At 73.2% G+C, this 17,908-nt stretch carries 11 protein-coding genes and 1 CRISPR repeat array; of the genes, 2 read left to right on the top strand and 9 right to left on the bottom strand.

The genetic code is table 11. From position 1 onward, the window contains the following. Window positions 1-30: 30 nt before the first annotated feature. Window positions 31-903: a helix-turn-helix domain-containing protein gene (locus tag FH609_RS30110; RefSeq protein ID WP_139675349.1), complete on the bottom strand. Its 873-nt coding sequence runs from the start codon at window positions 901-903 to the stop codon at window positions 31-33. 230 nt (window positions 904-1,133) lie between these two features. On the opposite strand from FH609_RS30110, the gene FH609_RS30105 reads away from it, so the two are divergent. Beyond that, complete coding sequence (locus FH609_RS30105) at window positions 1,134-2,087, top strand: alpha/beta hydrolase (RefSeq protein ID WP_193318125.1); 954 nt, start codon at window positions 1,134-1,136, stop codon at window positions 2,085-2,087. Between the two features lie 32 nt (window positions 2,088-2,119). Here the strand turns inward: FH609_RS30105 and FH609_RS30100 are convergent, their stop codons facing one another. From FH609_RS30100 to FH609_RS30065, 8 genes are all read right to left on the bottom strand, one after another. Beyond that, window positions 2,120-3,148, bottom strand: coding sequence for a LacI family DNA-binding transcriptional regulator (locus FH609_RS30100; RefSeq protein ID WP_139675345.1), 1,029 nt, complete (start codon window positions 3,146-3,148; stop codon window positions 2,120-2,122). 32 nt (window positions 3,149-3,180) lie between these two features. Continuing rightward, a complete protein-coding gene (locus tag FH609_RS30095) occupies window positions 3,181-4,095 on the bottom strand; it encodes an ROK family protein (RefSeq protein WP_226962058.1) in 915 nt (304 codons plus the stop codon). After that, window positions 4,092-5,792: a class I mannose-6-phosphate isomerase gene (locus tag FH609_RS30090; protein WP_139675343.1), complete on the bottom strand. Its 1,701-nt coding sequence runs from the start codon at window positions 5,790-5,792 to the stop codon at window positions 4,092-4,094. Before FH609_RS30090 ends, FH609_RS30095 begins: the two co-directional genes overlap by 4 nt. A gap of 75 nt (window positions 5,793-5,867) precedes the next feature. Beyond that, window positions 5,868-9,056 (bottom strand): glycoside hydrolase family 38 C-terminal domain-containing protein, encoded by a 3,189-nt coding sequence (locus tag FH609_RS30085; protein ID WP_139675341.1) that lies wholly within the window; start codon window positions 9,054-9,056, stop codon window positions 5,868-5,870. Window positions 9,057-9,198: 142 nt separating this feature from the next. Beyond that, entirely contained in the window at window positions 9,199-10,047 is an 849-nt protein-coding gene (locus FH609_RS30080) for a carbohydrate ABC transporter permease (RefSeq protein WP_139675339.1), read from the bottom strand. A 14-nt stretch (window positions 10,048-10,061) separates the two neighbouring features. Further along, window positions 10,062-11,021, bottom strand: coding sequence for a carbohydrate ABC transporter permease (locus tag FH609_RS30075; RefSeq protein WP_139675337.1), 960 nt, complete (start codon window positions 11,019-11,021; stop codon window positions 10,062-10,064). Continuing rightward, on the bottom strand, window positions 11,018-12,280 hold the full coding sequence (locus FH609_RS30070; protein ID WP_226962057.1) for an ABC transporter substrate-binding protein: 1,263 nt from the start codon (window positions 12,278-12,280) through the stop codon (window positions 11,018-11,020). The genes FH609_RS30075 and FH609_RS30070 overlap by 4 nt, the downstream gene beginning before the upstream one ends. 276 nt (window positions 12,281-12,556) lie before the next feature. Beyond that, window positions 12,557-13,864 (bottom strand): serine hydrolase domain-containing protein, encoded by a 1,308-nt coding sequence (locus tag FH609_RS30065; protein WP_226962056.1) that lies wholly within the window; start codon window positions 13,862-13,864, stop codon window positions 12,557-12,559. 337 nt (window positions 13,865-14,201) lie between these two features. Between FH609_RS30065 and FH609_RS30060 the strand changes: the two genes are divergently transcribed. Further along, window positions 14,202-15,713, top strand: coding sequence for a selenium-binding protein SBP56-related protein (locus FH609_RS30060; protein WP_139675331.1), 1,512 nt, complete (start codon window positions 14,202-14,204; stop codon window positions 15,711-15,713). Between the two features lie 253 nt (window positions 15,714-15,966). After that, a CRISPR array of direct repeats spans window positions 15,967-17,095; the repeat unit is 28 nt; unit sequence CTCCTCCCCGCACGCGCGGGGATGTTCC. Window positions 17,096-17,908 lie beyond the last annotated feature (813 nt).

Here is a 17,908-nt window from a genome sequence, read left to right as displayed (position 1 = left end):
GGGCGCGTCCTCAACGGGAGCGGCGCGTTCTCACCGGGCGGACGGCGGCGCCGAGCGCGCGGCGTCCCCGGCCCAGGAGGCGAGGAAGCGCAACCCCTCGTGGGTGGGCGTGCCGGGTTCGGCCGTCCACAGCACCAGCTGCTGCTCGGGGGCGGTCACGCTGGCCACCGTGTCCCAGTCCAGGACCAGTTCGCCGGCCACCGGGTGGCGCAGCGTCTTGCTCCCGCCGACCCGCGCCGCCACCCGGTGGTCGCCCCACCAGCGGCGGAAGTCGTCGTCGCGGACGGAGAGTTCGCCGACGAGCGCGGCCATCCGGGGGTCCTCGGGATCGCGGCCGGCCTCGCCACGGAGCATCGCCACACAGGACCGCGCCGACTCCTCCCAGTGCGCGTGGAGCGCCCGCATCGCCGGGTCGGAGAAGAGCAGCCAGATGTAGTTGCGGTGCCGCTCCGGCACCCGCGCGAAGTCGGTGAGCAGCGCGGCGGCCATCGGGTTCCAGTCCAGGATGTCCATCCGCCGGCCGAGGACCAGGGCGGGCGTGGTGGTCAGCTCCGCCAACAGCCGCCGCAGCGCCGGCTGGACGCGCCGCTCGGCCCGGCGGCGGGGCCGCGCGGCCCCGCCCCGGCCCGCCAGCTCCAGCAGGTAGGCGCGCTCCTCCTCGTCCAGCCGCAGCACCCGGGCCAACGCGGCCAGCACCGGCTCGGACGCCTGCCGCCTGCCCTGCTCGATGCGGGTGTAGTAGTCGGTGCTGATCGAGACCAGGACGGCGACCTCCTCGCGACGCAGCCCGCGCACCCGCCGCCGGGGGCCGGTGTCGGGCAGCCCGACCTCGCGCGGGGTCAACTCGGCCCTGCGCGCCCGCAGGAACGCGCCCAGTTCGTTGGTTCGGCCGTCACCGCTCATGGCACCGAGTGTCGCAGAGCGGGGGCCCGGACAGAGGGGGGACGTTTCTGTCCCAGGACAGCCGTGTCCGGGGCCCCGATCCGCCCCTTTTCCGCCCGGGGGCCGGGTGCGACGGTCGAGACGTGGCCGACCGCCCCGTCGGGACCCGGGCGACCCATCGCCGGGACCCGGCCCCACCCACCCACCGGGCCCCGGCGGCCCCAGCGAGCGCAGAGAGAGCGAGACCACCGGTGCCAAGGACCGACGTCACCTTCCCCAGTTCCGGCCTGACCCTGGCCGGGCACCTGTACACCCCCGACGCCCCGCCCGCCGGCGCTCCCGCCGAGCCGGCTCCCGCCGAGCCGGCTCCCGCCGAGCCGGCTCCCGCCGAGCCGGCTCCCGCCATCGTCGTCGGCCACCCCATGACCGGGGTGAAGGAGCAGACCGCCGGGCTCTACGCGCGGCGGCTGGCCGAGCGCGGCTTTGTCGCGCTGGCCTTCGACGCCGCCTACCAGGGCGCGAGCGAGGGCGAGCCGCGCGGCCTGGAGGACCCGTTCCAGCGCGCCGAGGACGTTCGCAACGCCGTGACGTACCTGGCCGACGACCCCCGGGTGGACGCCGGCCGGATCGGCGTCCTCGGCATCTGCGCCTCGGGCGGCTATGTGCCGTTCGCCGCGCAGACCGACCACCGGATGCGGGCCGTGGCCACCGTCAGCGCCGCCGACGTGACCGCGTTCTTCCGCGACGCCGACCCCGACGGCTTCCGGCGGATGGTCGAGGAGTCCGGTCGGCTGCGCACCGAGGAGGCGGCTGGCCGGCCGCTCGTCACGGTCAACGCGGTGCCCGACACGGTGGACGAAGCCACCCCGGCGCCGGTGCGGGAGTTCTTCGACTACTACCGCACCCCGCGCGCCCAGCACCCCCGCTCCACCGGGCACTGGCTGGCCCGCAGCGCCGAACTCCTGGCGCAGTACGACGCGTTCGGCGGCGTGGCGCGGATCGCGCCCCGGCCGCTGCTGATGATCGCCGGCACCCGGGCCCTCACGCTGCGCTTCAGCGAGGGCGCGGTCGCGCGGGCCGGGGAGACAGCCGAACTGTTCCTGGTCGAGGACGCCACCCATGTCGACCTCTACGACCGGCCGTTCGCCGTGGACCGGGCGGTCGACCGGCTGACGGACTTCTTCGCAGAGCACCTGGCGGCCTGACCGCGCAAGGGTGTTGACGGTCCGTCAGTGAGTCAGGCGAGCGGGCGCGGGGTGCCGTACTGGATCGCGCGGGTCGGCAGGACCACCCGGCGCGGCGGGGCGTCGCGCGCCCCGCCGCGCAGCCGGTCGAGCAGCAACCGCCCGGCCTCACTGCCGAGTTCGTCGCTGTCGTAGGACTGCACGGACAGCGGCAGTCCCAGCATGTCGGCCAGTTCGAAGTCGTCGAACCCGGCGAGCGCGGTCGTCAGCCCGGCCCGGCTCACCGCGCGGAAGGCGCCGATCGTGTTGCGGTTGTTGGAGCAGAACAGCGCGGTCGGCGGCTCGGCCAGCGCCAGCAGCTCGCCGGCCGCAGCCTCGGCCGCCGCCACGTCCACCGGCCCCTGGCGGACATACCGTTCGTCCGCCGCGACGCCGGCGGCGGCCAGCGTCTCCCGGTAGCCGCGCAGCCGTTCCACGCTGGTGTGCACCGAGGCCGGCGGCCCGAGGAAGCCGATCCTGCGGTGGCCGAGGGCCAGCAGCCGCTCGGTGGCGTCCCTCGCGCCGCCGTGGTCGTCGACCAGCACATGGTCGGCCGGGAAGCCCACCGGCGGGCGGCTGGCGCAGACCACCGGCACGCCCTGCGCCGCCGCCTGCGCCAGATGCCGCTGGTCGCCGCCGGCCGGCACCACCACGATGCCGTCGACCCGGCGGCCCACCAGGTCGGCGACCAGGTCCCGTTCGTGCTCCACGCTCTGCCGGGTGTTCCCTATCACCGTCTTCAGCCCGTGCGGGCCGACGACGCTGTCCACGCCGAGCGCGAGCCGCGAGTAGAACGGGTTGGCCAGGTTGGTCACCACCAGGCCGACGAGGCCGCTGCCCCGCCCGAGGCGCAGGCTGCGGGCGACGGTGTTGGGCCGGTAGCCCAGCTCGGCGACCGAGGCGAGGACCCGTTCCCTGGTGGCCGCCGAGACGCGGCTGTCCTCCCGCAGGACCCGGGTGACCGTCATCGCGCTCACCCCGGCCCGCTGGGCGACGTCCCGCAACGTGGGCCGTGCGCCAGGGGAGTTGGCCGCATCCGGCATGGGTCCCGCCGTCCTTTCTCGCGCGGCCGGGGTCAGTCCCCGCCCGCGACCAGCGCCGCCCCCAGCAGGGGCGCGTCCGCGTCACGCTCGCTGGTGGTGATGGTAACCACCGGGGCGACCGGCCCCAGACCCGCGCGCAGCGCGGGACCCAGCAGGTCCCAGGAGCCCACCATCGAGCCACCGACGACGAGGCCGGTGGCTTCGAACGCGGTCAGCCAGGGCGCCAACGCCCGCCCCAGCGCGCCGAACGCCTCCACCAGCAGCCGGCCCGCCCGCTCCTCGCCGGCCCTGGCCCGCTCGGCGACGGCCCGCACGTCGAGTTCCGGTTCGCCGTAACGGGCCAGCAGCGCGCGGCGGGAGACGGTCTCCTCCAACGGCCGGCCGTCGATGGTCAACAGGTCGGCCCGGCCCCCCGGCGGCACCGTCGGGCCCGAGGTGACCGGCGTGCCGTCGGCGAGGAACGCGGAGCCGACGCCGGTGCCCAACGTGATCCCGACGCACCGCCGGTGGCGCCTGGCCGCGCCCGCGTGCCACTCGCCGATGAGGAAGGCGTGCGCATCGTTGACGAACGCCACCCGGCCCGGCGGCCCGGGGAGCGCGCCGGTCAGCGCGCGCCCCACATCCACCCCGCGCAGGCTGTCGAACTTGCCCACGTCGGCGAACTCGCCCACGCCACGGGCGTAGTCGAAGGGGCCGGGAATCGCCACGCCCCACCGCGCGCCGGCCGGCACCGGCGCCCGCCGGGCCAGCGCCGCCGCGCAGTCGGCGACCGCCCCGAAGATCTCCCCGGCCGTGCCCCGCCCGTCGAGCGGGGCACGGAGCCGGGCGGCGACCCGGGCGGCCGCCGGCTCGACCAGCGCCGCCGTCACATGGGTGCCGCCGATGTCGAGCACGGGGACCGGCGGGCGGCCGCCCACCGGGCCGGGGCTCACCGGGTGGGGTCTCACCGGACCAGCGCCTTCACCACCCGCGCCCCGCCGGCCGCCGGCCGCAGCCGGTAGGCGCCCACGGCCGCCGGCACGGTCAACGTCTCGAACCGGGCCAGCGGATGCGTCTCCCCGCTCTCGGTGACGACGGTCACCCCCTCCCCGTCCACCACGTTGAGCACATGGAAGCGGCCCGCCGTGTCGTCCTCGGCGACCGCGCCGTCCGCCAGGGTCAGCCGCCGCACCTCGTAGAACATCTCGTCCAGCGCGCCCAGCAGCTCCTCGCGCCAGCCGGGGCCCTCGCGCAGCGCCCGGGGCCTGGGCACCAGTTCCTCGGTGACGCGGGCGCCGCGCCGCTCGAACTCCAGGTTGGCCAGGGCGTGTTCATAAGGGAGCGGGCGTGGGCGGCCGTTGGCGTCGGGCCGGAGCCAGTCGTAGAACCGCAGGCTGTAGAGGTAGGGCGTGGCGCTGATCTCCAGCACCACATTGCCGGCGCCGCTGGCGTGCGGGGTGCCCGCCGGGATCATGAACAACTGCCCCTCATCGGCGGGGAACGTCAGCACATGGTCCTCGGGCCGCATCGGCACCCCGTCCTCGGCCGCCCGCTCGACCTCCTTGCGGAACCGTTCGACGTCGAAGTCCTCCCGCACGCCCAGGAAGACCCGGCCGTCGCCCGAGCCGAGCGTCAGGTAGTACGTCTCGTGCTGGGTGTAGTGCCAGCCGAACCGCTCCCGCATGTATTCCTCACGCGGATGGCAGTGCACCGACAGGTCGCCGCCGTCCAGGGTGTCGAGGTAGTCGAAGCGGATCGGGAACGAGGTGCCGAACCGCTCGTGCGCCTCCGCGCCCAGCATCTCCAACGGGTGCCGCACGCACAGCAGTTGGAACGGCAGCTCGACCTCGTTCCCCGGTCCTGAGCCGACCAGCACCCCGGACTCGGGTGCGATCAGCTCGTAGCCCAGCGCGGTGTTGCGCGCCCCGGGCCGGAAGCCCAGCTCGCGCTGGGCCCAGTGCCCGCCCCACGGCGTGGAGTTGAAGTACGGCCTGGTGCGCACCGGGCGGCGGGCCAGCGTCGCGAGCGTGGCGCGCAGCCCCTCGCCGTCCAGCCAGCCGGGCGCGTCCGGCGTCTGGACGTCCAGCCAGCCGTCGATCCGGTCCACCAGCGCGTCCCGGTGCCGGTCCAGCATCGGCCAGTCGACGTAGAACAGCCGCCGCAGATCGGCCGGTTCGCCCGCCGGCAGCCCCAGGTGCGCGCCGCCGCCCGCGCCGACGGCCGCCTCCGCATACCGCTTGGGCAGGTCCACGTACCACAGCACGTCGTGCCCGAACTCGGCCGCGCCGGGCCCGAACACCAGCGCAAGCGCCTCGCCTTCGGGCGCCCCGGACATCGCCTCGGCCGGCACCTCGGAGAAGAGATCGCGGACCGTGGCCTCGGCCAGGCGCGGGAAGTACGGGTCATCGGCGCCCGGTGGAACGGTGCGCTCCCGCACCACCTCCGGTGGCGCGTAGTGCGCGCGCACGTCCAGGAGGGCCACCGTCCGCCCGGCGGCGCGGAGTTCGGCGGCGAGGCGGTCGGCCAGCGCCGACCAGTCGACGGTGGGCGGGCCGTCCAGGGCGACCACCGCCGCCCGGTCGGGCAGCCGGTCGCTCACCGCGCGCCAGCCGGTGACCAGGTGGGCCGTCGGGGCCGGGGAGTAGCGCGGATCGAGGCGGTACACAGTCTCTCCTAGGAAGCTCCTGGGGGCCGGCCGGGCCGGCCGGCCCCACGCGTGGTGGTGCGGTGGCGGTTCGGGTCAGGCGGGTCGCAGCAGCACGCCGACGGTGCCCAACGTCGGCACGGGAACGGCCAGTTGACCGTCCGCTTCGGGGGTCAGCTCCTCGGTGGCCTCACCGAGGTAGTTGGCGAGCCAGGCCTCGGCCACCGGGAACAGCGGCCGCAGCGGGCAGGTGACCGGGTTCTCGGCGAACGACTGGAGCCGCAGCAGCACCCCGCCGTCCGGCTCGGTGACCGCGCCCACCAACCGCACGCGCGGCTCGTCGAGTTCGACGAAGCCGAGGGTGGCGACGGCGGCCTCGTCCGAGGCGGCGGCGCGCGCCCGCACCGGGTGCGGCGGCCGGCTGGTGGCGGCGGCCGTGCGCGGCCCCAGGTCGGCGGCCCCTGGCGTCGGGGCGCAGGCCACGCTGTACCGGAACGGCAGGTCGAACGCCTGCGCGCTGGGGAAGTTGGTGTCCCACAGGTTGTTGTGAATCCAGGAGAACACCGTCGCCGGCTCGTCCTCCTCCAGTGTCTTCGGGAACGGCGCGTAGGGCAGCGCGATGTTGCCGAACTGCACCAGCGGCGCGTCCTGGGTGGACCAGGCGACGGTCAACTCCTCGTCGGCCAGCGTCACCCAGCGCCGCACCGCCCGCATGTGCCGCGCCGAACCGGGCACCACCGGCAGCCCGTTGCCGGTCAGCCCGCCGGACGCCTCCATCCGCACCCGGGGCTCCACCAGGGCGAAGGGGAACGCGAAGTACGCCGACTCCTTGCCCAACGTGGCGTCCTTGTCGACGGTGTTGACGATGTCCAGCCGCGCCACCCCGTGCGGCAGGGTCAGCGTGGTGCGCACCGCGCGGGCCCCGGCCGGGCGCGTCTCGTAGACCAACACCTCGGCCACCGCCGTCGTCTGACGGTCGATCAGCGCGGCCGGCGGCGCCACCGCGCGCGAGCCCAGGTGTTCGAGCCGGTCCGAAGCGGTGGTGCGGCTTGAGTTGTGGTTGAAAGCGCCCGCCGTGGTGTAGCTGTCGTGGAGATAGCCGTTGAAGCCCACCACCGCGTCCTGGTCGACCAGTTCACGCCCGGTGCCCTTGTCCACGATCGATGCCACGCAGGCCCGCGCCAGGTCCACGGTCACCCGCAGCGCCTCGTTCTCCAGCACCGTCGCGTCCGGCCTGGCCAGGGCCCTGGCGGCGGTGGTCGCGGGGTCCTCGCGGTCGGTGCCGCCGGTCGGGTTCCAGCCGGTCGCCGACTTGAGCGTCCCGGCCTCGTCACCGCCCTCGGCCGTCTCCGCCAGCGCCAGCACGTCAAGCCGCACCGAGCCGGCCGGCGGCAGCTCGTCGACGCGCGCCAGCAGGAAGCGCCCGGCGTCCCGGTGGGTGTCGTTGACCTGCGGCCGCTCCTGGTGCGCCAGCCGTCGCCCGGTGCGGGCGTCCCGCACCTCGACGGGCCGCTCCAGCGGCACCGTCGACTCCGGCAGGAACAGCTCGACGACCTCGGTCCTGGCGAACGAGCACGTGTTGACCACGTGGAACGCGGCGGCCACCCCGGTCGGCGGCGCCAGCCGCTGCCCGAGCCTGGCGCCCGCCCGGTCGAGCAGCGCCCGGCCCTCGTCGTGGCCGCGCCTGGCCTGCCCGTACTTCCAGTGCCACTGGTCCTCGCCGGAGTGCCCGTGGTCGTGGCCGTGGGTCCACGGGTCGCCCGCGCCCCAGGTGTGCTCGTCGAAGAGCGAGACCGCCTCGTAGACGGGCGCCGCGCCCCGGCTGTCGTCGGCGGCCTCGGCCGCGCCCAGCAGCCCGGCGAAGGTGGCCAGCGTCTGGGCGTCGGCCACCTCGCCCTGCGCGGTCCGCGCCAGCGACAGCGGCATGGCGCCGGAGCCGACGCCGTCCACCCACCAGTCGGTCCAGTCGCCCTCGAAGGTCTGGATCTGCCCGTCGAGCCGGGACTCGGCGTCGGCGAAGAAGTCCTCGTTCCGCGACAGCCGCAGCTTCGGGTATTCCCAGGTCTCGTTCCAGCGCCGCACCGTCTCGGCGATGATCCGGCGCGGCGGCGCGTTGTCCCCGAACTTGCCCTGGACGCGCAGGTGGAGCACGTCCCACGGGTACGGCTCGCGGCTGATCGTCTCCCGGTCCATGGCCCAGCCGAAGATGCCGCCGGGGTAGGGGTAGGGGTTGCTGGCCAGCGAGGTCAGATACGCCGGCAGCAGGTCGTCCACGCTGCGGTAGTCGGTGTCGAAGCCGAGCAGCGGGCCCTCCATGTAGGCCAGGCCGTGCGGGGTGTCGGTCATCCACACCAGCAGCTCGCGCCCGCTCGGCGCGCGCCAGCGGAAGAGGCGCGGCAGGTGCTCGCCGCCCACCAGGTGCGGCACCGAGCGGCCGGCCCAGTTGTGCGCGACTGACAGATAGCGCACCCCCGCCGATGAGAGAGCGTCGATCATGCCGACCACATGGCCGGGCACGTCGGTCTGCATCGCCGAGGTGAACTCCACCCCGTACCGCTTCGACACCTCACGGGACAGCCGCAGCAGCTCGTGCAGCTCGTCCGTGGAACAGGTCTCGCTGTGCAGGTTGAACGGCATGGCCGTCAGCTCGATCCGGCCCTGTCGCACCCGGCGGACGAACTCGTCCACCTGCTCGGCCGGCCGCGCCTCCGCCCACTGCCGGAACGACCACAGCGACTCCACGCACCAGCGGAACCGCGATTCCTCGGGCCAGTCATCGGTCTGGCCGGTCAGCTCCAGGCAGGAGTCGAGGAACGACAGGTGTTCCGCCAACACCCGGCCCTGCGGGTCGGTGTAGCCGATGTCCAGGTGCGAGTGGTGGATCAGATGAATGGTCCACCGCCGCTGCGGGGTCAGGGTGACCTCGACGCCCTCCCCGCCCTCGCCGGCCTCGGCCCGGGTCACCGTGACCCGCTCGGCGGAGTCCACGGCCGGCACCAGCAGCCGCACCGAGCCGCCCGGGCCCGGCTCCCGTTCGACGGGTAGCGCGGTGCCGCCCGCGGTGCGCACCGCCAGCGGCCCGAGGTCGACGGCGCCGGCGACGGGGGCGACGCGCAGCGACTGGCGCAGCCCGCCGTCGTTCCCCCGCTTCACCAGGGGCTCCTGGGTCAGCCGCACGGGGACGCCGCCGAGGGCGCCCTCGGCCGACACCACCATCGCCCGCAGGCTCTCGCGTATCCGGTCGTTGTCCCACGCGGTGGCGCGGACCAGGGCACGGGTGGTCATGGGTTTCCCTCCAGGGAACGGTGCGGATCGGTCGGGTCGAACGGCCGGCAGGGCGGGGCGAACGGCCGGCAGGGCGGGTCGGGCGGCCGGATGCGTCGGTCAACGGGCATGAGCCGCAGGGGAGTTGACACGGGCGTTGCTCCTAACGCGCGCTGGCGGTGATGCCGCGCAGGAACAGCCCTCGGAAGGCGAGGAAGACCAGCAGCGTCGGCACCGAGACGATCAGGGCCCCGGCCAGGATCACCGGCGGCCCCGAGGCCCCGTAGGCGCTGTTGAGCGTGGTGAGCGCCGCCATCACCGGCTGCACCTCGGGGCTGCGGCTGAGCGTGATCCCGAAGAGCAGGTCGTTCCAGACCGCGGTGAACTGGAAGATGAATGCCGCGCCCAACCCCGGGAGCAGCAGCGGCACATGGATCTGCCAGAACAACCGCCGGAACGTGGCGCCGTCCAGCATCGCCGCCTCGGTCACCTCGGGCGGCAGGGTGGCCATCTGGTTGCGGATGAGGAAGAACGCGAACGGCACCGCCCAGGCCGCGTAGATCAGCATGAGTCCCAGCCGCGAGTCATACAGGTTGGCGTCGGCGTAGAGGCCGAACAGCGGCGCGAGGAACATCTGGAGCGGGAAGATCGTGCCGGAGTAGATCACCCAGAACCACAGTGTGGGCCTGGGCACCGGGAGCACCACCACGGCGAACGCCGCCATCGCGGCCACCACCACGCCGGCCGCGCCGCAGACCACCGCGTAGAACAGCGAGTTGAGGAAGCTGTCGCCGATCGCGGCGTCCGTCCAGGCGGTGCGGAGGTTCTCCCAGAGCGCCAGGTCGCGCGGCACCCAACTGGGCTCGCCCGGATATGCGTCGGCCGGGATCATCGCGTTGACCAGCAGCAGATACAGCGGCACCAGCCACAGCAGGCCGCAGCCCAGCATCAGCACGGTGCGCGGGGAGGGAACGCGCAGCGAGGGAACGCGCGAGGAGGGAATCCTGTTCATCGTCGGTCCGCCCTTCAGTCCCGAGCCGAGGTGGGCATCTGCCGGCGCAGATAGAGCCAGGCGGAGGCGATCACGATCACCGTCAACACCAGTGCGATCGCCGAGCCGTACCCGACGTGGAAGAGGCGGAACGTCTCCCGGTACATGGTCAGCGCCAGCGTCTCCGAGGAGCGCGAGGGCCCGCCCTTGGTGAGAATCCAGATCATGTCGAACGCCTTCAGGCTGTTGACGATCGCCATCCCGACCACCACCACGGTCACCGCCCGCAGTTGGGGGAAGGTGATGTGCCGGAACAGCCGCCAGCCCGAGGCGCCGTCCAGCGCGGCGGCCTCCAGCGTCTCCCGGGGGATGGCCCGCAGCCCGATCGCGAAGAGCACCACGTTGAGCCCGGTGCCCTGCCAGGTGCTGGCCACGATCATCGCGATCGTGTTGTGCGGCCACTCCAACAGCCAGGGGTGCGCGAGGGAGTCGAGGCCGACCGCCCGCAGCACCTGGTTGACCGCGCCGTCGCTGGTCAGCATGAAGTTCCACAGCACCGCCGTGGCCGCGCCGGAGATGGCGTAGGGCAGCACCACCAGCAGCTGCACCACCCCGCCCAGCCGCATCCGGTAGGTCGCCACGGCGATCAACAGGCCGAGCAGCACCGGCAGCAGCAGCGTGCCCACCACCCACATCAGGGTGTTCAGCAGCGAGCGGGAGAAGATCGGGTCGTCGGCGAGCCGGGCGTAGTTGTCAAGGCCGACGAAGCTCCGCTCGAAGCCGTTGTCCTCGAACAGGCTGCCGTAGACGCTGCGCAGGAACGGATAGACCAGCAGCACCCCGACCAGCGCCAGCGCCGGCAGCAGCCAGGGCACGGCGGTCAGCGGCCCGCCCAGCGAACTGCCGGGCCGGGTGGGGGAGTTGGCGGAGCGCAACGGCACCCGTGGGCGGCGCCCCGGGGCGGAGGCGCGCGGCGCGCGCAGGGTCTGACTCATGACTGCTCCGCCTCCCGCCAGACCTGCCAGGCGTCGTCCGCGCGCTCCTGCATGGTGGCCAGCGTGGAGCGGGCCGAGGACGGGTTGAGCAGGAAGCCGGCCAGGTCGTCCACGGTGGCCTCCACCAACTCCGGTGGGCCCAGCTCCCAGAAGCGGTTGAGCATCGTCAACTCCCGTTCCCTGACGGTGCGGACGATGCCCTCGACCATCGGATTGGCCGCCGCCACCTGGGGGTTGGGCGAGCCGTCCTGGAGCGTGGAGCTGAAGGCGTCCGCCACCTCGGGGCGCAGCCAGGCCGCCGCCGCCTCCAACGCCTCGTCCCGGTCGGGGCCCCTGACGGTGCAGACCAGCGCGCTGGACTCGAAGATCATGCAGGGGTGCGCGTCGGGATCGGCCATCGGCAGCACGAACGCGTCGACGTTGCCGCCCGGTTCGCCGCCGGCCGCCATCAGGTTCGGCGTCATGAAGGTCCCGGCGGGCATCATGCCCAGCGTGCCGTGCACCACGGAGGCGGCCGCGTCGGTGTGGTTGGTGTCCAACTCGGTGAACCAGTCGTTCTCGGCGAACTCGGCAATCGTCGTCAACGCCCGCTCGGCGCGCGGGTCGGTATAGTCCTCGCGCCCGTTCATCAGGCCCAGGTAGAAGTCCGGGTCCTGCCGGCTGAGCACCTCCATGAACCAGATGAACGCCGGCCAGCGGCCGTCCGTGGTGGCGTGCAGCGGGGTGATTCCGGCGGACTTGAAGGTGGCGCACGCGTTCAGGAACTCGTCCCAGGTGCCGGGCGGCGTGAGCCCCAGCTCGGCGAAGACCTCGGTGTTGTAGAAGAAGACCCAGTAGGTCAGGTTCATCGGCAGCCCGTAGACCCGGTCCCGGTAGGTGAACGCCGTCCGCAGCGAGGGGTCGACCCAGCCGGCGGACTCGGCCGTCTCCCAGGCGTCGGTCAGCTCCTCGATGCCCCCGGTGCGCGCGAGGTCCTGGAGGCGGTAGCCGGACCAGTACTTGAGCATGTCGGGCGTCTTCCGGGTGCGCAGCGAGGACTTCACCACCTGCTCGAAGGACTCCAGCGACGGGATCACCTCGGGCACCAGCTCGATCCCGGCCGCCGAGCGCATCGCGCGCCCGGCCTGGGCGAGCGGCTCGCGCCAGTCGGCGTTGTCGCCGTGCAGGGCGACCTTGCCGGCCGGCTGGCTCATCGCCGAGGCACAGGCGGTGGTCAGCACGCCGGCCGTCGCGGCGATCAACAGAGAACGTCGGGCCATGGGCGGGGGAGAGAGGGAGGGATGGCGGCTTCCTGGCATGGCGGCTCCCGGCAAGAAGAGTGTTATCGTTAACACACGTCGAGCAGCTTGGGGCCGCCGAAGGGCGGGTGTCAAGAGTGGTGCATCAGATGACTTCTGCTGATTTCCTGTGATTGTTCATGACGCACGGTGACTCGCCGCCGGCCCGCACACACCCGAGGGGCGGCGTCTCCCCCGTGCCTGCCGGGGAGGCGCCGCCCCTCAAGGGCGTTCTCGCTATGCGTTGTTGGTCGAACGTCAGCCCAGCGTGCGGTCCAACCGGGCGTTCTCCAACGTCAGTTGGGCCTCGCGCAGCGCCTCGCTGCTGAGCGCCGACCCGTCCGAGCCGCAGAGCGCGGCGTCCAGGTAGCGGACGACGGCCGCGTCGGCCGGGTGCGGGTTGAGCGAACCGTCGGACGCGATCGTCTGATAGTGCGTCAGGTTGTAGCCTACGGCGGCCTGTTGGCTGCCGTCCTCGCTGGAGAACGCCAGCGTGCTGGCCCCCCAGGCGATCCCGTCGTGCCCCCAGAAGGTGTCGCAGGAGAGGGTGATCGGGTACAGCCCCAGGCCGTAGGCGCCATACGGCTGGCCGTTGGCGTCATGGCCCATGGGCACTGTCTCGAACATCTCGGCCAGCTGCTCTTCCGGCAGCAACTCCCCGCCGAACAGCGCCTGTTGGAAGAGATTGAGGTCGGTCATGGTGGAGACCAGGGCCCCGGCGGTGGACGCCCAGGACATGTCGTACTCGGTGTAGTCGCCGGGCGGGTCCTGGGTGCCGTGCAGCGGGTCGTAGAGCCGGGCGTGCGGGGTGGGCAACTCGGGCGAGTCGGGGAAGAAGGTGTCGGTCAGCCCGGCCGCGTCGATCACGTGCTCCGTGACGTACTCCTCCGCCGACACTCCCGTCACCTCGCGCAACAGCAGCCCGGCGAGCACGTAGTTGGTGTTGGAGTAGGAGTAGCGCTGGCCCGGCGTGCCGGTGGCCGGCGCCGAGAGCCCCATCTCCACCAGCTCCTCGGGCGCCAACTCCCGGTAGCGGTGCTCCTCCAGGCTCTCCGGCGACAGCTGGCGCAGGGACGGGAAGGCGACGTTGACATAGTCGCCGATGCCGCTGGTGTGGTTGAGCAGCATCCGCACCGTGACGGTGTCGGCCAGCGCCCCGGGCAGGGTGCCGGCCGGCAGGTGGTCGGCCGCCGGGGCGTCCAACTCCACGGTGCCCTCGGCCACCTGCTGGAGCACGGCGACCGAGACGAAGGTCTTGGTGACGCTGGCGATGCGGTGGTAGGAGTCGGCCTCGGCCGGGGTCTCGTCGGTCAGGTCGGCGACGCCGGCGGCGCCGGTCCACCGGCCGGAGTCGTCCAGCGCGGCGCCGTAGGCGCCCGGCACCCCGGCGGCGGGTATCGCCGCCAGCGCGCCGTCCAGCGCCGGCGCGGCGTTCAACGCCGGTGCGGCGGGCGCCGGTTCGGCCTGGGCGATGGCGGGCACGGTCAGGGCGCCCAGGCAGAGCGCGGCCGAGGCGGCGCCCGCCGTCCAAGCGGCGCGCTTCGGTCGTCGGGAGGAGGCCGTCACGCCTGCTCCTTCCTCGTGTGGGTTCGGGTCGGTTTCGTGTTGGTGGCTTCGCGTGCGGAGCGTGTCCATTCTGCCCAGGTCACGCCGTGATCGGCGTCCTCCGCGCGCAACGAATCGCCCCGACCCGGCCCGTTCCGCACCCGCCACCGTGCTCTTGGCAGCGGCGGCCGGCTGTGTCACCCTCCTTGGCGTGACGGCCCTCCCGTGGCTCGGCCTCTACCGACGCCTGCATGTCGACCTGCTGCGCGTCTGCGGTGCCCTCTGTCCCGGCCGGTGAACCAACTCCCGTTCCCCGACCGTTCGTTCGCCGCCCCGCCGGCAGTGGAGGAAGTCACCGATGGCCACGGAACCGCACGCCTCGCACACCCCCGAACACGACCACCAGCACGGTGCCCATGACGGGCACGACCACCACGCCGGGCACGGCGCCCACGAGGGGCACGGCGCCGAGGGCGGGCACGCCGACCCCACCCTCTACCGCTCCCCGGCCGAGGCCGTCGCCGCGCCGCCCGAACCGTTGGCCTACGTCGTGGGCTTCGACCGCTCCGGGCAGACGCCCGACGCCCTCTTCACCGTCGACACCGACCCGGCCTCCGGAACCTACGGGCAGGTGGTGGGGGAGACCCGACTGAGCACGCTGGGCGACGAGTTGCACCACTTCGGCTGGAACGCCTGCTCCAGCGCCCTGGCCCACGCCGGCCACCACAGCCCTGAGCGCCGCTATCTGCTGCTGCCGGGCCTGCGTTCCTCCCGGCTGCACGTCTACGACACCCAACCCGACCCGGTGAAGCCCCGGTTGGTGAAGGTCGTCGAACCCGCCGAACTCGCCGAACGCGCCGGCTACTCCCGCCCCCACACCCTGCACTGCGGCCCCGACGGCGTCTTCCTCTCCTGCCTGGGCGGCGCCAACGGCGACGAAGGCCCGGGCGGCGTCGCGCTGTTGGACCACGAGAGCTTCGAGGTGCTGCGCGCCTGGGAGACCGAACGCGGCCCGCAGTACCTCGCCTACGACGTGTGGTGGCACCTCAACAGTGGCATCGCGGTCACCAGCGAGTGGGGCACCCCGGGCATGGTGGAGAACGGCATCAACCCCGAGCTGCTGCTGGGCCGTTCCTACGGCCACGCGCTGCACTTCTGGGACCTGGCCACCGGCCGCCACCGGCAGCGGATCGACCTCGGCGACCAGCACCAGATGGCGCTGGAGCTGCGCCCCGCGCACGACCCGGAGGCGACCTGGGGCTTCGTGGGCGTGGTGGTCAACGTGGAAGACCTCTCCGCGTCGGTCTGGATCTGGTACTGGGACGGCGACGAGTTCGCCGTGCGGAAGGTGATCACCCTGCCGGCCCAGCCGGCCGTGCCCGACCAACTCCCGCCCGCGCTCCGCCCGTTCGGCGCGGTCCCGCCGCTGGTCACCGACCTCAACCTCAGCGTGGACGACCGCTGGCTCTACGTCTCGGCCTGGGGCACCGGCGAGTTGCACCAGTACGACGTGTCCGACCCGTTCCAGCCCCGGCACACCGCGACCGTGCGGCTGGGCGGGATCACCGCGCGCGCCGCGCACCCGGCGGCGCCGGACGTCCCGCTGAGCGGCGGGCCACAGATGGTGGAGGTCAGCCGCGACGGGCGGCGGGTGTACCTGACCAACTCGCTCTACGGGTCCTGGGACGACCAGTTCTACCCCGACGGCGTCGGCTCCTGGCTGGCCAAGCTGGACGCGGACCCGGAGCGCGGCGGCCTCACCCCCGACGTGCGGTTCTTCCCTCGCGACGATGCGTTCTCCGGCCTGCGCGTCCACCAGACCCACCTCGCGGGCGGCGACGCGTCCTCGGACTCCTACTGCTACCGCTGAGCGGCTGCCGGCCGCGAGGCCGGCAGCCGCGAGGCGGACGGTCGCGAGGCCGTGGGCCTCGCGGCCGATCGGGGCGCCGGGGCGCCCTGGGGGCGCCGGCGGGGCTGGCCTGCCCCGCTAGGCTCTGCTTCGGGAGAGGGGAGGAACGTCGATGAGGTGTTGCGGAGCAGCGACCACACGGGCCGCGACGACCCTCAAAGGTAAAGTAAGTAAAATCCGCCCCCACCGCCGATAAACCCGCAGGTCACGAACTCTCCTCCCCGCACGCGCGGGGATGTTCCACTCCCGGCCAGCGGGCGGGGACTGGAAGCGCGCTCCTCCCCGCACGCGCGGGGATGTTCCCGATAGGCAAGACTCGCCCCGCCATCCAGACCGCTCCTCCCCGCACGCGCGGGGATGTTCCCGGCGCAACGCCCATCCGAGCTGCCGTGCTGCGCTCCTCCCCGCACGCGCGGGGATGTTCCCGTCCCGTTCGGGCGCAGCGCGCGGCGTAGCCGCTCCTCCCCGCACGCGCGGGGATGTTCCCGCGAGAATCGGGGGGGTGTCGGGCCGGCGGGACTCCTCCCCGCACGCGCGGGGATGTTCCCGCGTCACCGTCCGGCACCACCAGGGTCGTGTCCTCCTCCCCGCACGCGCGGGGATGTTCCCAGCACGATGCGCACGCGTGTTGCCACAGGCGGTCTCCTCCCCGCACGCGCGGGGATGTTCCAGCACGATGCGCACGCGTGTTGCCACAGGCGGTCTCCTCCCCGCACGCGCGGGGATGTTCCTCATCAAGCGGGTAGGAATGTCGGTTCCTGCCCGCTCCTCCCCGCACGCGCGGGGATGTTCCCTGGTGGGCCGCGCTGGCCATCGCGCTGGTCGCCTCCTCCCCGCACGCGCGGGGATGTTCCCGAACAGGACATCGAGGCCGCGATCGAGGAGGCCTCCTCCCCGCACGCGCGGGGATGTTCCCGGGGTTGCCTCCTCTGTTGGTTGGGGGAGTCCCTCCTCCCCGCACGCGCGGGGATGTTCCTGCTTTGCCCGTCCGGAGGGGTGATGTCGGCTGCTCCTCCCCGCACGCGCGGGGATGTTCCCGTTGTTCTTTGGTTTCCCAGGCGCCCGCCAGGGCTCCTCCCCGCACGCGCGGGGATGTTCCCGACTGCTCGACGTCGCGGGCGATCTGCACGAGCTCCTCCCCGCACGCGCGGGGATGTTCCCGGGGACGCCAGCATGGTGTCCACGGAGCGCCCCTCCTCCCCGCACGCGCGGGGATGTTCCCACGGCGATCAGGCCGAGCGCGCCGGTCCGGACCTCCTCCCCGCACGCGCGGGGATGTTCCCACTGGGAGAACGGCCGATGTTCGCGCGACCTTCTCCTCCCCGCACGCGCGGGGATGTTCCCGTGCGGCCCGGCTCGGAGGGGTAGTGCCAGGCCTCCTCCCTGCACGCGCGGGGAGTAGTACGCGGCCGTGCAGCGGACGTCCTGGCGGCAGGCCTCCTCCCTGCACGCGCGGGGAGTAGAGGAGCTGACCTGGGGTTTTATCGGCGGGGTAGGCGGTTTCTACTTACTTTCACGGAAACCGGCATCGTGGACAAGAACCCTTCCCGGTGTGCCCAACTGCCTGCCGCTAGCCACGATATCGGGGTGGGTGCGGGGTTTGTCTGCGGGCCGGTGGCCGGTGCGGGTCAGCCCGACTGGTCGCCGTCCCTCAACGAGACGCGCCCACAGGGGTTGGGGCTCTGGCGCGGACCACGACGCCGGGCCTACATGGCGCACGATCGGCCGGGTGCGGGCGTAACGAATACCGGCAAGGGGCTGGCTGGGAAGGGGGACGCGGCTTCCGGGAGGTGGAGTTCGTTGCCGCCGGGGGTGGTGGGTGATGGCGACCGTGCCTTCCGGGCGCGGGGACCGCGCCGAGTTCGAGGGTCGGTTGACCGCTGGGGGCGTGCGTAGCGCGCACCGGCTTCGCCGGCCTGCCCCGGCATGTCGCCCGTCTCGGACATGACCGATCGTCGGACGACTGAAAGGGACGGTGCCGGTTGTTTGGTTGGAGCGGACGGTCATGGGTGGCTTCGGTCAACGACCACGCTGCCGCGCGAACATCGCCTGCCGTCTTGATAGTCCGCGCGCCGTCGACTCCCGAAGGCGGGCGCGCCGGGGTGTGGGGGACTCTTTTTCTAGGTGCCCGTCTAGAAGTGAACAGATCGTTCAAC

The organism is Streptomyces sp. 3MP-14 (assembly GCF_006334905.2).
GTDB lineage: Bacteria > Actinomycetota > Actinomycetes > Streptomycetales > Streptomycetaceae > Streptomyces > Streptomyces triticirhizae.
Note: the sequence above shows the minus strand (reverse complement) of the source record. Positions and strands in the feature narration are given on the sequence as shown.

Coding starts and splice junctions, on each gene's coding strand:
- FH609_RS30110 (WP_139675349.1), bottom strand. CDS start 903: ATGAGCGGTGACGGCCGAACCAACGAACTGGGCGCGTTCCTGCGGGCG.
- FH609_RS30100 (WP_139675345.1), bottom strand. CDS start 3,148: ATGCCGGATGCGGCCAACTCCCCTGGCGCACGGCCCACGTTGCGGGAC.
- FH609_RS30075 (WP_139675337.1), bottom strand. CDS start 11,021: ATGAGTCAGACCCTGCGCGCGCCGCGCGCCTCCGCCCCGGGGCGCCGC.
- FH609_RS30085 (WP_139675341.1), bottom strand. CDS start 9,056: ATGACCACCCGTGCCCTGGTCCGCGCCACCGCGTGGGACAACGACCGG.
- FH609_RS30070 (WP_226962057.1), bottom strand. CDS start 12,280: ATGGCCCGACGTTCTCTGTTGATCGCCGCGACGGCCGGCGTGCTGACC.
- FH609_RS30080 (WP_139675339.1), bottom strand. CDS start 10,047: ATGAACAGGATTCCCTCCTCGCGCGTTCCCTCGCTGCGCGTTCCCTCC.
- FH609_RS30060 (WP_139675331.1), top strand. CDS start 14,202: ATGGCCACGGAACCGCACGCCTCGCACACCCCCGAACACGACCACCAG.